At 62.2% G+C, this 13,266-nt stretch carries 10 protein-coding genes; 4 read left to right on the top strand and 6 right to left on the bottom strand.

All coding sequences use genetic code 11. From position 1 onward, the window contains the following. Positions 1–5: 5 nt before the first annotated feature. From KSS91_RS23960 to KSS91_RS23950, 3 genes are all read right to left on the bottom strand, one after another. Complete coding sequence (locus KSS91_RS23960; RefSeq protein WP_217836320.1) at positions 6–3,107, bottom strand: multidrug efflux RND transporter permease subunit; 3,102 nt, start codon at positions 3,105–3,107, stop codon at positions 6–8. Continuing rightward, a complete protein-coding gene (locus tag KSS91_RS23955; protein WP_126047468.1) occupies positions 3,104–4,264 on the bottom strand; it encodes an efflux RND transporter periplasmic adaptor subunit in 1,161 nt (386 codons plus the stop codon). The genes KSS91_RS23960 and KSS91_RS23955 overlap by 4 nt, the downstream gene beginning before the upstream one ends. A 577-nt stretch (positions 4,265–4,841) precedes the next feature. Then, positions 4,842–5,810 (bottom strand): LysR family transcriptional regulator, encoded by a 969-nt coding sequence (locus KSS91_RS23950; protein WP_007972623.1) that lies wholly within the window; start codon positions 5,808–5,810, stop codon positions 4,842–4,844. A gap of 341 nt (positions 5,811–6,151) precedes the next feature. Here KSS91_RS23950 and KSS91_RS23945 point away from each other — a divergent pair, with 341 nt between their 5' ends. From KSS91_RS23945 to KSS91_RS23930, 4 genes are all read left to right on the top strand, one after another. After that, positions 6,152–7,651 (top strand): efflux transporter outer membrane subunit, encoded by a 1,500-nt coding sequence (locus tag KSS91_RS23945; RefSeq protein ID WP_217836319.1) that lies wholly within the window; start codon positions 6,152–6,154, stop codon positions 7,649–7,651. A gap of 138 nt (positions 7,652–7,789) precedes the next feature. Further along, a complete protein-coding gene (locus KSS91_RS23940; RefSeq protein WP_217836318.1) occupies positions 7,790–9,994 on the top strand; it encodes an FUSC family protein in 2,205 nt (734 codons plus the stop codon). Further along, a complete protein-coding gene (locus tag KSS91_RS23935; protein WP_007896379.1) occupies positions 9,984–10,184 on the top strand; it encodes a DUF1656 domain-containing protein in 201 nt (66 codons plus the stop codon). The genes KSS91_RS23940 and KSS91_RS23935 overlap by 11 nt, the downstream gene beginning before the upstream one ends. 25 nt (positions 10,185–10,209) lie before the next feature. Further along, positions 10,210–11,073 carry an efflux RND transporter periplasmic adaptor subunit gene (locus KSS91_RS23930; protein ID WP_126047457.1) on the top strand — a complete coding sequence of 288 codons (864 nt, stop codon included), beginning with the start codon at positions 10,210–10,212 and terminating at the stop codon, positions 11,071–11,073. A 179-nt stretch (positions 11,074–11,252) separates the two neighbouring features. Here the strand turns inward: KSS91_RS23930 and KSS91_RS23925 are convergent, their stop codons facing one another. The 3 genes from KSS91_RS23925 to KSS91_RS23915 all read right to left on the bottom strand — a co-directional run bounded on the left by KSS91_RS23925 (position 11,253) and on the right by KSS91_RS23915 (position 13,099). Further along, positions 11,253–11,642 (bottom strand): DUF4440 domain-containing protein, encoded by a 390-nt coding sequence (locus KSS91_RS23925; protein WP_217836317.1) that lies wholly within the window; start codon positions 11,640–11,642, stop codon positions 11,253–11,255. Between the two features lie 134 nt (positions 11,643–11,776). Beyond that, the gene (locus KSS91_RS23920; RefSeq protein WP_015096748.1) at positions 11,777–12,601 is read right to left on the bottom strand and encodes an SDR family oxidoreductase; all 825 of its coding nucleotides are present in this window, start codon (positions 12,599–12,601) and stop codon (positions 11,777–11,779) included. Between the two features lie 33 nt (positions 12,602–12,634). Continuing rightward, positions 12,635–13,099, bottom strand: coding sequence for a multidrug transporter (locus KSS91_RS23915; RefSeq protein WP_217836316.1), 465 nt, complete (start codon positions 13,097–13,099; stop codon positions 12,635–12,637). Between the last annotated feature and the right edge of the window lie 167 nt (positions 13,100–13,266).

Raw genomic sequence — 13,266 nt, 5'->3', positions numbered from 1 at the left:
CCGCCTCAGTCTGTGGTCGCCAGCGCCGGTACTGGCAAAGGTTTGGGCCTATGAAATAACCGCTCCAGCCACAAGTATATGACCGGCGTGGTGAACAGCGTCAGCGCCTGGCTCACCAGCAAGCCGCCGACTACCGCGATCCCCAGGGGTTGGCGCAACTCGGCGCCAGTGCCGTAGCCAAGCATCAGCGGCAGGGCGCCAAGCAGCGCGGCGAGGGTGGTCATGATGATCGGCCGGAACCGCGTGATGCAGGCCTTGAAGATCGCTTCTTCAGGCGACAGTCCGCCATTACGCTGCGCTTCGAGGGCGAAGTCGATCATCAGGATGCCGTTTTTCTTGACGATACCGATCAACAGCACCAGGCCGATCAAGGCCATGATCGAAAAGTCCTGGCCGCAGATCCACAGCATGATCACTGCGCCGAGGCCCGCAGAAGGCAAGGTCGAAATGATCGTCAGCGGATGCACGAAGCTCTCGTAGAGCACGCCGAGAATGATGTACACCGCCAACAGCGCCGCCAGGATCAGCCACGGCTGGCTGGCCAGTGAACTCTGGAACGCCTGGGCCGCGCCCTGGAAATTACCGCTGATGGCGGTTGGCATGCCGATGTCGGCCTTGGCCTGGTCGAGCATGATCACCGCATCGCCCAACGCCACGCCGGGCGCCAGGTTGAACGACAGGTTGGCGGCCGGGAACATGCCGTCATGGGCGATGGACAGTGGGCCGATAGTGGGCGCATCGAACCTGGCCAGGGCCGACAGCGGTACCATTTCCCCGCTCAGGGGGGAGCGCAGGTAGAAATAGTTGAGGCTTTCGGCTTTGCCGCGTTGCTGTGTGTCCAGCTCCAGGATCACATTGTACTGGTTGACCTGGGTCTGGAATTCATTGATCTGTCGCTGGCCGAAGGCATCGTACAGGGCTTCGTCGACGTCGCTGGCGGTCAGGCCGAAACGCGCCGCGGCGCTGCGGTCGATGCTGATGTGGGTGATGCTGCCGCCCAGTTGCAAATCGTTGGAAACATCGCGGAAGGCCGGGTTGGCGCGCAGTTTTTCCGTCAGGCGCTGGGTCCAGGTGCTCAGGGTCGGGCCATCGTTGCTCTTGAGCACATACTGATACTGGGCACGGCTCGGGCCTGAACTGAGGTTGATGTCCTGGCCGGCGCGCAGGTACAGGACGATGCCCGGTACTTTCATCAGTTGCGGACGAATCCGGTCGATGAACTGACTGGCCGAGACATCGCGGTCGCTGCGTTTTTTCAGGGTGATCCAGAAACGGCCGTTGGCGATGGTCTGGTTGCTGCCGGAGACACCGACCGAGTGCGAGAACGTTTGCACGGCAGGGTCGGCGGCGACGATTTCCGCCATGGCGAGGTGTTTTTTCACCATGTCGCCGTAGGAAATGTCAGCGGCGGCTTCGGTGGTGCCGAGGACGAAGCCGGTGTCCTGGATCGGGAAGAAGCCTTTAGGAATGAAGATGTAACCGGCGACGGCCAGACCCAGCGACAAAGCGAACACGCCGATCATCGTTTTCTGATGGGCGAGGGCGCGGCGCAGGCCTTTTTCGTACCAGGCCAACAGACGCTCACCAAAGCCCGGTTTGTCGTGGGCATGATGCACTGGCGCGCGCATGAACAGCGCGGCCAGGGTTGGCGCCAGGGTCAGCGACACCACCACCGAAATCAAGATGGTCGAGGTGGCGGTCAGGGCGAACTCCTTGAACAGTCGCCCGACCACGCCCCCCATGAACAGCAACGGAATGAACGCCGCCACCAGCGAAAAGCTGATCGACACCACGGTGAAACCAATCTCGCCCGCGCCCTTGATCGCCGCTTCGCGCATACCGTCGCCGGCCTCCAGGTGCCGGTGAATGTTTTCCACCACCACGATCGCATCATCGACCACAAAGCCCACGGCCACCACGATCGCCACCAGCGTCAGGTTGTTCAGGCTGAAGCCCATGACGTACATCAGCGCAAAACTGGCGACCAGCGAAACCCCCAGCACCGCCGACACAATCAGGGTCGCCGACAACTGGCGCAGGAACAGCGCCATCACCGCCACCACCAGCATGATCGCGATCAGCAGGGTGATTTCGACTTCATGCAAGGACGCGCGAATGGTCTGGGTCCGGTCGATTAGCACCTTGACCTGCACCGAGGCGGGGAGCATCGCTTCCAGCGCCGGCAAGACGGCCTGGATGCGGTCCACGGTTTCGACGATGTTGGCGCCTGGTTGGCGGAAGATCACCAGGTTCACCCCCGGTTGTGAGCCCGCCCAAGCCTGGACGTAGGCATCTTCCGATCCGTTGACGACTTTGGCGACATCGCGCAGATGAACCGGCGCGCCGTCCTTGTAGGAAACAATCAGCTGGCTGTAGTCCTCCGGGTGGAACAACTGGTCGTTGGTGGACAGGGTCGAGATGCTCGACTCCCCGTACAGCGCACCCTTGGCCAGGTTGAGGCTGGTCTGCTGGATCGCCAGGCGGATGTCGGCAAGGGTCAGGCCGATGGCGGCGAGTTTGTCCGCCGAAACCTGGACGCGGATCGCCGGACGCTGCTGACCGGTGATGGCGACCTGGCCTACACCGTCGACCTGACTGAGTTGACGGGACAACAGGGTTTCCGTCAGGTCGCTGAGCTCCGGACCGGGCATCAGCGAGGAGTTGACGCTGAGGATCAGCACCGGGCTGTCGGCCGGGTTGACCTTGCGCCAGGTCGGCAGGTTCGGCATGTCCTTGGGCAGCTTGCCCGCGGCCGTATTGATCGCCGCCTGCACTTCCTGGGCGGCGGTGTCGATGCTCTTGTCGAGGGTGAATTGCAGGGTCAGGATGGTCGAGCCCAGTGCACTGCTCGAGGTCATCTGGGTCACGCCGGGAATGGCACTGAATTGCACTTCAAGGGGGGTGGCCACCGAGGAGGCCATGGTTTCCGGGCTGGCGCCGGGCAACTGCGCGGCCACCTGGATGGTCGGGAATTCTGCCTCCGGCAACGGCGCTACCGGCAGGCGCGGAAAGGCGATGACGCCCAGCAGCACCAGGGCGAACGTCAGCAGGACCGTGGCCACCGGGTGGTCGATGCACCAGGCGGATACCGAACCGTGGCCCTTCATTGTGCCGCCTCCGATTGCACCACTTGCGCCGGCTCGGTCATCACCTGCACCGTCGACCCCGGTTTGAGCCGCGACTGACCATCGCTGACCAGTACATCACCCGGTTTCACGCCCTTGATGATGTCCTGGCCGCTGCCTTGATAGACCATTTGCACCTGTACGGCTTCGACCTTGTCGCCATTGACCCGGTACACGAAGTGCTGGTCGAGGCCGCGTTGTACGACCGTCGGCGGCACCACCAGCGCATCTTTATCCAGGGCTGTCTGAATCTTTACCGTCACCAGCAGACCCGGCCACAGCTTCTGCCCCGGATTGTCGAACTCGGCCTTGGCGCGAATGGTGCCAGTGTTGGCATTGATCTGGTTGTCGATCAGGGTCAGGTGACCTTCGCCGAGCAGGTTGCCGGTTTCGCCGTCGGTGTCAGCTCCGATGTAGGCCTTGACCCGAGCGTGCTGCGGGTCGTTGATCAGGCCCTGCAAGGTCGGCAGCATTTGCTGCGGCAGGGAGAACTCCACGGCGATCGGGTCGATCTGGGTCACGGTGAACAGGCCTTGGGTGTCGGTCATGCGCAGGAAGTTGCCTTCATCCACGGTGCGAATGCCGACGCGACCGGTCACTGGGGAGCGAATCTGTGTGTAGGAAAGTTGTACCTGAGCTGCGTCGATTGAAGCCTGATTGCCTTGGGCGGTGGCTTTGAGTTGGTTCACCAGCGCCTGTTGCTGGTCGTAGGTCTGCTTGGAAACGCCGTCGTCAACGCTCAGCAGTTTGTAGCGTTTAAGGTTGACCAGCGCCACTTGCAGCTGCGCCTGGCTTTCGCCCAGCTGTGCCCGGGCCTGGTCGAGGCTGGCGCGGATCGAGCGGTCGTCGATGGTGGCCAGCAGGTCGTCTTTTTTCACCAGTTGGCCTTCCTTGACCATGATTTTGGTGAGGATGCCGTCGATTTGCGGACGGACCACGACGCTGTGCAGGGACAGCACCGACCCGATGCCGCTGACATAGCGTGGCACGTCTTTTTCGGCGACGGCGACCACGCGCACCGGGATGGCGGTGGGGGTGGCGAGTTTGGTCTTGACCGGTTTGGTGGCATACCACAGGCCCAGCGCTGCCAAGACGATCAGAAGGGCGACAAGCAGGGCGGGTTTTTTCTGGATTCGCATGCGAGTGAGGCGCCGGGGCTGGGTGGTCGGTAGGTGAGTAAGGTAGTTTCCTTTATAAACCTGTTTGCTGGTCAGGAGGGTGACTGCTAACTGACGGCGCTGTCAGTTTGTGTGTCTTGGCGGCCTTTCAGCCGACCATGTTCTTGGTTGACCGAGTACATATCCGTTTCTTTGGTAATGGCGGCTTATGGTTCCGCCCTTTCGGCGGGTTACTTGGAAGAGCCTGTAGGAGCGAGCTTGCTCGCGATGGAGGTCAACGTTGGTAGAAGCGCCGATGGAGGTCGTCACAGGTTGACGGACAGGCTCAGGGCGTGAGGGGGCGTGTACCGCAAAAGCGCCCGAGGCGACCTACCGGGCCGGCCTGATTGTCTGGTTCGGTGTACACAGTACCTGTGGGAGCGGGCTTGCCCGCGAAGGCGGCCTGACAGCCGACCAATCTCTTGCAGATGTACTCGATTCCTGTGGGAGCGAGCCTGCTCGCGAAAGCGGTGTATCTGCTCACAGTGATGTTGAAGGTGAGAACGCTATCGCGAGCAAGCTCGCTCCCACAAAGATCAATCTGTGAACTGAGAGATTTTCAGTTCGCCACCCGAACCCCGCCCAGACTCCCACTCAATTCATACGCCGCCAGTTCCGCCTGATGCGCCGCCAGCAACTCCGGCAACGATCCGCGCAAATACTCGACCCAGGTCTTGATCTTCGCATCCAGGTACTGACGCGAAGGGTAGATCGCATACAGGTTCAGCTCCTGCGAGCGGTATTTGGGCATCACCCTCACCAGCGTGCCGTTGCGCAGGCCTTCTATCGCGGCGTACAGCGGCAGGACGCCAACGCCCATGCCGCTGATGATCGCGGATTTCATCGCATCGGCGGAGTTCACCAGAAACGGTGAGCTGTTGATGGTGACCATTTCCTGGCCGTCAGGACCGTCGAAGGCCCATTTTTCCAGCGGGATCACCGGGCTGACCAGGCGCAGGCAGGCGTGGTTGAGCAGGTCGCTGGGTTTTTGTGCGCAGCCGTTGGCTTTGACGTAGGCCGGCGAGGCGCAAACGATGCTGTAGGTGATGCCCAGGCGTTGGGAGACGAAACCCGAATCCGGCAGTTCGCGGGCGAGGACGATGGACACGTCGTAACCCTCGTCGAGCAGGTCCGGCACGCGGTTGGCCATGGTCAGGTCGAAGGTCACGTCCGGGTGGGTCTTGCGGTAGCGGGCGATGGCGTCGATCACGAAGTGCTGGCCGATGCCGGTCATGGTGTGCACTTTCAGTTGCCCGGCCGGGCGTGCGTGGGCGTCGCTGGCCTCGGCTTCGGCTTCTTCGACGTAGGCCAGGATCTGCTCGCAACGCAACAGGTAACGCTTGCCGGCTTCGGTCAGGGCGATGCGGCGGGTCGTTCGGTTGAGCAGGCGGGTTTGCAGGTGGGCTTCCAGGTTGGAGACCGCGCGCGAGACGTTGGCCGTGGTGGTGTCCAGTTGCACGGCGGCGGCGGTGAAGCTGCCGGCTTCGGCCACGTAACTGAAGGCGCGCATGTTTTGCAAAGTGTCCATGGGGTGCTCTCTCGTCGAATGACAAATTGTGACACGAAGTTTCTGTTTATTTACAGGCGACTAAAGATCGACTTACGGATTATCTCGTTAACGGTAACAAAGATTCACAGGAATCCCAGCTTATCGCCATTCAGGCCTCCCCATAGAATTGCGCAACTGGGCAACCGGGGCTCGACCCACCGCACAACCTGTGGGAGCGGGCTTGCTCGCGAAGAGGGCATCACATTCAACAGAGATGTTGACTGACAGACCGCTTTCGCGAGCAAGCCCGCTCCCACAAAAGCGGATCTCCGGTTTTCAGAAAATTTCGTGCCTCCCCCTATTTTCAGGAAATCGCAGCAGTGCCGCGTCGCATCAGCAGAGCGCTTCAGCCGCTCAGTGTTTTGGCTTTAACCCTGGCAATCAGCGGCTGCATCGGAACCGGAGGTATTGCCCCGCAGGGCAAGGCGCTGGAGGCCAATTCGCTGGTCACCGACCAAGCAATCCAGAGCGCCGCGCAAGATGCGAATTGGCCCACCGCGCAATGGTGGCAAGTCTATGGCGACCCGCAACTGAATCGCTGGATCGACCTCGCCCTGCAAGGCAGCCCGAGCCTGGCGATGGCTGCCGCCCGGGTGCGTCAGGCCAGGTCCATGGCTGGCGTGGCGCAAGCGGCCGAGTCGCTGCAGATCAATGGGGACTCGACCCTCAAGCGTCACAACTGGCCTACCGACCCGTTCTATGGCCCCGGCGAGCTGGCCAACAGCACCACCTGGGACAACAACGCGGCGCTGGGTTTCAGTTATGCCCTCGACCTCTGGGGCCGTGAAAGCAATGCCTCCGAGCGCGCCGTGGACATGGCGCACATGAGCGTCGCCGAAGCGCGACAGGCCCAGCTGGAATTGCAGGACAACATCGTGCGCGTCTACATCGAACTCTCGCTGCATTACGCGCAACGGGACATCGTTGATGCAACCTTGAAGCAGCAACAGCAGATCCTTGAGCTGGCGCAGAAGCGTTTGAAGGGCGGCATCGGCACCCATTTCGAAGTCAGCCAGGCCGAGACGCCGCTGCCGGAAACCCATCGCCAGCTCGATGCCCTCGACGAAGAAATCGCCCTGAGCCGCAACCAGCTCGCCGCCCTCGCCGGCAAGGGGCCGGGTGAGGGCGCGCAGCTGCAGCGGCCAACGCTTTCGCTGGGAGCGCCACTGAAATTGCCGTCGTCGCTGCCGGCGCAATTGCTCGGCCAGCGCCCGGACGTGGTCGCCAGCCGCTGGCAAGTGGCGGCGCAGGCGCGGGGCATCGATGTCGCCCATGCCGGGTTTTATCCCAACGTCGATCTGGTCGGCAGCCTCGGCTATATGGCCACTGGCGGCGGGGCCCTGGAGTTCCTGACCGGCAAGAAGCTCAACTACAGCGTGGGTCCGGCGATTTCGTTGCCGATTTTCGATGGCGGGCGTTTGCGTGCCGAGTTGGGCGAAGCCTCGGCCGGGTATGACATCGCCGTGGCCAAGTACAACCAGACCCTGGTCAATGCCCTGAAAAACATCTCCGACCAGTTGATCCGCCGCGAGTCCATGGACAAGCAGCAGGCGTTCGCCGCCGAGTCGGTGGCCACCGCGCAGAAGACCTACGACATCGCGATGATCGCTTATCAGCGTGGCCTGACCGATTACCTCAATGTGCTCAACGCCCAGACCTTGCTGTTCAAGCAGCAGCAAGTGCAGCAGCAGGTCCAGGCGGCGCGTTTGAGCGCCCATGCGCAATTGGTGACGGCGTTGGGCGGTGGTTTGGGTGCCGGCAACGACGTGCCGAACGACAGCCAGACCCAGGCGCCGAAAACCCCGAGCCTTTTGCGTTGAACACAAAACCTGTGGGAGCGGGCCTGCTCGCGAAGGCGGAGTTTCAGACGACATTTATGCTGCCTGACACTCCCTCTTCGCGAGCAGGCTCGCTCCCACAGGTTCCGGTTTTCACTGGAATTTATTGAGCAGGATTAGATGACTCCCTTGCCCACACCCTTGCGCTGGCTGTACTCCCTTGAATGGCGCCGGGGTTTCTTCGACTGGGCACGCAGCGACGGCGTGACCTGGGTCTACATCTTCAAGGTGCTGTTCGCGGCATTCCTGACGCTTTGGCTGGCCATGCGGCTGGAGCTGCCGCAACCACGCACGGCGATGATCACCGTGTTCATCGTCATGCAGCCGCAAAGCGGCCAGGTGTTCGCCAAGAGTTTCTATCGTTTTCTCGGCACCCTGGCCGGGTCGGCAGTGATGGTCGCGCTGATCGCCCTGTTTGCGCAGAACACTGAGCTGTTCCTCGGTTCGTTGGCGATCTGGGTCGGTATCTGCACGGCCGGTGCCGCGCGCTGCCGCAACTTTCGCGCCTATGGATTTGTCCTCGCCGGATACACCGCCGCGATGGTCGGTCTACCTGCGCTGGCCCATCCGGATGGCGCGTTCATGGTGGCGGTCTGGCGGGTGCTGGAGATCTCGTTGGGCATTCTCTGTTCGACCCTGGTCAGTGCGGCGATCCTGCCGCAATCGGCCAGCGCGGCGATGCGCAATGCCTTGTACCAGCGCTTCGGCGTGTTCGCCCTGTTCGTCACCGACGGCTTGCGCGGTCGCAGTCAGCGCGAGGCGTTCGAGGCCGGCAACGTGCGTTTCATCGCCGAAGCCGTGGGTCTTGAAGGCTTGCGCAGCGTCACTGTTTTCGAAGACCCGCACATGCGCCGGCGCAATGGCCGGCTCAGTCGCCTGAACAGCGAATTCATGGGCATCACCACGCGCTTCAACGCCTTGCACCAGTTACTCGAACGCCTGCGCAGCAGCGCGGCAGACCAGGTGGTGGAGGCGATCAAACCCGGCTTGCAGGATCTCGCCGAGCTGCTCGACGGCTTCAGCGGCCGAGCCCTGACCAGCGCCGATGCAGCGCGTCTGGTCGCGGTGCTTACCGCCTACAAGGAAGGTTTGCCGGCGCGGGTGCGCTGTCTGCGGGCGACGTTCCAGCAGAGCAATCCGAGCGAGGCCGGGCAACTGGATTTCCACACCGCCTACGAACTGCTCTATCGCTTTGTCGACGACTTGCACAGTTATGCACAGACCCACGCGTCGCTGGCCGATCACAGTCACGAACGGGAGCGCTGGGACGAGCCGTTCACCCCGCAAACCAACTGGCTGGCAGCGGCAGCATCGGGGATACGCGCGGCGTTCATTCTGGTGGTGTTGGGCAGCTACTGGGTGGCAACCGCCTGGCCGAGCGGTGCGACCATGACCCTGATTGCCGCCGCGACCGTGGGCCTGTCCGCCGCCACCCCGAACCCCAAACGCATGGCCTTTCAGATGGCGTGCGGGACATTGCTCGGGGCGCTGATCGGCTTCGTCGAGATGTTTTTCATTTTCCCGTGGATCGACGGATTTCCATTGCTGTGCGTGATGCTCGCACCGGTGATCGTACTCGGCTCGTTCCTGACCTCGCGGCCGCAATACGTGGGCGTCGGCCTGGGCTTGCTGATCTTCTTCAGCACAGGTTCAGTGCCGGACAACCTGACGGTCTACAACCCCTACAGCTTCATCAACGACTACATCGCCATGGTGCTGGGCATGCTGGTGTGCGCAGCGGCCGGAGCGATCATTCTACCGCCCAACAGCCGCTGGTTGTGGCGTCGCCTGGAGCAGGACCTGCGTGGTCAGGTGGTGTATGCCATCAGCGGCAAGCTCAAGGGCCTGGCGTCGAGTTTCGAAAGCCGCACCCGCGACCTGGTGCATCAGGCCTACGGCTTCGCGGCGGGCCAACCGCAGGTGCAGCGGGACTTGCTGCGCTGGATGTTCGTGGTGCTGGAAGTCGGCCACGCGATCATCGAATTACGCAAGGAGCAGGCGACTCTGCCGGTGCATCCGGCCTATGCCGAATCCCAGCCATGGCGCCAGGCAATCCGGGTGATGGGGCGTGCACTGGTGCGGCTGTTCCTGCAACCGAACAGCAGCAACCTCGAACGCGCGCTGATCGCCGTCGATCACGCGATCAGCCGTGTGCAGTCCACCGACGAGCCCTTCGCCCCGCACTTCGATACCTCGGCGTTGCGCCGGGTGAAGAGCTACCTGCACTTCATCCGCACCTCGCTGCTCGATCCGCAATCACCGCTCGCCGGCTACATGAATGCCAGTGCCAGCGCCAAGCCACAAGGACTAGAACATGCCTCGTGAAATCGCCTTCCACGGCGTGTACATGCCGACCATGACCCTGATGTTTTTCATCGCGGCGGCCCTGGCCTGGGCGCTGGACCGGTTCCTGTCCGGGTTCGACCTGTACCGTTTTTTCTGGCACCCGGCGTTGCTGCGCCTGAGTCTGTTTACCTGTCTGTTCGGCGCTTTGGCACTGACTGTTTACCGTTGACTCTCTATCACTGAGAAATGCCCTGATGAAAAAGTTTTTCAGCCTGCTCGCGACCCTGCTGGTGCTGGCCCTCGCGCTGTGGATCGGCCGCTCCCTGTGGGAGCACTACATGAACACGCCGTGGACCCGCGACGGCCGCGTGCGCGCCGACATCATCAACGTCGCCGCCGACGTCACCGGCGAAGTGGTGGACGTGCCGGTGCGTGACAACCAGCTGGTGAGAAAAGGCGATTTGCTGATGCAGATCGACCCCGAGCACTACCGCCTGGCGGTCAAACAAGCGCAGAGTCTGGTGGCATCGCGCAAGGCAACCTGGGAGATGCGCAAGGTCAACGCCCATCGTCGCGCCGATATGGACAACCTGGTGATCTCCCGGGAAAACCGCGACGACGCCAGCAACCTCGCCGACTCGGCCCTGGCTGATTACCAGCAGGCCCAGGCGCAACTGGAAGCCGCCGAACTCAACCTCAAACGCACTGAAGTGCGCGCCGCAGTAGACGGCTACGTGACCAACCTCAACGTGCATCGTGGCGACTACGCGCGTATCGGCGAGGCGAAAATGGCCGTGGTCGACATGAACTCGTTCTGGGTCTACGGCTTCTTCGAGGAAACCAAGCTGCCCCACGTACGCGTCGGTGATAAGGCCGACATGCAACTGATGAGCGGCGAAGTGCTCAAGGGCCACGTGGAAAGCATCTCGCGCGGCATCTACGACCGCGACAACCCGGAGAGTCGTGAACTGATCGCCGACGTCAACCCGACCTTCAACTGGGTGCGCCTGGCGCAACGGGTACCGGTGCGCATTCACATCGATGAAGTGCCGGAGGGTGTGGTGTTGGCGGCGGGGATTACTTGTACGGTGGTGGTGAAGCAGGAGGGTGGGGCATAGCCGGTAGACCGAGTCGCCTGCTTCGCGAGCACCGCCGCTCCCACATTTTTGAATGCAACCCCTGTAGGAGCGAGCCTGCTCGCGATGAACCAGAGCGCGCCGCGTGTATTCAGAATGCACGCGTTATCGTTGACGTCCATCGCGAGCAGGCTCGCTCCTACAGTCGATCGTCGTCGTGTTCAGCAGAAGGTCTCTTGCAAATGCCGCCAAAGAATCCTTTCATCTACCTTCTCGAACACAACCGTGGAACGACGACTGGAGTGCAGCCCGGTCGCATCGGTCTGTTGTTCGCGGTAACTCACGGTGGCGCCACCCTCGTACAACGCGATGCCACGCAGCTCGCTGAGCTCGATCCTGAACCCGAGTTTCTTGCCGCCCGCCAGCCTGAACAGTTCGTTCAGCGCGTCAAAGTCCAGTACCCGGCCGAGCGGAGAGACCATGGAGAACTGCGGCGAAAAACGCGTCAGCAGTTTTTCCAGCTCGGACGCGTCACGCTCCTCGGCCAGCCATTGTTCGATGGCCACGTGGGCCAGGATCACTTCGTCGAAGTATTCGGTGTAGTCGGTCATGTTGTTTCCTGAAATTCTGCGGTGTCTGTTCTGACGCCTTCGCGGGCAAGCCCGCTCCCACAGGATTAGCGCTATTTCAAAATCTGCGCATGACCTGTGGGAGCGGGCTTGCTCGCGAAGGGCGCGACGCAGTGTCAGAGCTGCCCACGCAACCCGAACCGCTTCATCAGCCCGGATTCGAGCAAGCCCTTGGGCAGCAAACTGGCCATCAGCGGCAACGCGCGGCTGCCATTGCCCAGGCGGATCAGCCGTGGCGGTTTGGCTTGCTGCACGGCCTTGAGCAATCCGGCGGCAAACTCACTGGCCGGGGTCGGCCTGTCCTGGGAAGCTCTGGCCCGTGCGCGTATACCTTCACGCAGCGGGAACCATGGCGATTGTTCACTGATCAGTTGCTCGGCTTCGTGCCCGGCATTCTTGGCAAAACTGGAAGCGATGGCCCCCGGCTGCACCTCCATGACCCGCACGCCGAACGGCGCCAGTTCCATGCGCAAGGCATCGCTCAAGGCATGCACGGCGGCTTTCGAGGCGCAGTAGGCGCCGGCGAATGGCGTGACCAGTACGCCGGACACGCTACCGATATTCACCACCAGCCCCTTGGCCCGGCGCAGCACCGGGAACAAGGCGCGGGTGACGCCGACGATGGCGAACACATTGGTTTCAAACTGGCGCTGCATGGCCGGTACGCCGCCATCGAGCAACGGCCCCATGGCGCCATAACCCGCGTTGTTGATCAGCACGTCGAGGCCGCCGGTTTGCTGGTTGATCCGCTCACTCAAAGCTTCGAGCGCCGCGGCATCGTTGACATCCAGTTGCACGGCTGTGAAGCCCGCGGCGTTGAGTGCCGCGACATCTTCGGCCTTGCGGGCACTGGCCCAGACTTCATAGCCGGCGACCTTGAACGCATCGGCAAGGGCACGGCCAATGCCGCTGGAGCAACCGGTAATCAACGCAACGGGCATGGCGCATTCCTTGTGCAAAAAATGGGGGAGGGATCAGTCGGAAAAACTACCCTGCAATCGCTCGGCGCGAAACTCCAGGGTTTCCGGTCGGTAGCCAGGGCGCAACGGCGGCAGTGGCAAGCAATCTTCCCAGTTGCCACCGGCCTGCAATTCGCCGGGGCCGCGATAACGCGGGGCGGAGTATTGGTTGTCGGCCAGGTTCACCGTATCGCCCGGCGCATAGGCCGCAACCCGCCAGCGCAGTTCCGTCAGCGGCACGTCATTGCCATTGTTCATCGTCAGTTTCAGCGGTCGGTCGGCCGGGCAGTGCTCGGGCGCATAGCTGATGCGCAACTCCAGGCGTTGCAGTTGCTTGAGTTCGCGGTGGTCCATCCAGATGACCCAGGTCGCGACGATGCCCAGCCCAGCGGCGACGGCCAGGGAAACGGGCAAGGCCTTCGCTGGATAGCGCAGCAGCAGGATCAGCCAGGTGATGACCAGCAGGACGCCGATGAACATGACGTAAATCTCGGGAGCAGAGAGGGTCATCCTACCTAAGCGCAGGTGGGGTTGGCGATGGGCGGGATGTGGCGATGGTACGCAAGACCATCTGTCGACACTGTAAATTCTGACAGTAGCCGGGCCCTTGATAGACAGGCTTATATCAGGGGGAGTGATTCCGGAGC

Origin of the sequence: Pseudomonas azerbaijanorientalis (assembly GCF_019139795.1) — a bacterium.
Classification (GTDB): domain Bacteria; phylum Pseudomonadota; class Gammaproteobacteria; order Pseudomonadales; family Pseudomonadaceae; genus Aquipseudomonas; species Aquipseudomonas laurylsulfatiphila.
This window is presented reverse-complemented; position numbering and strand designations above follow the sequence as displayed.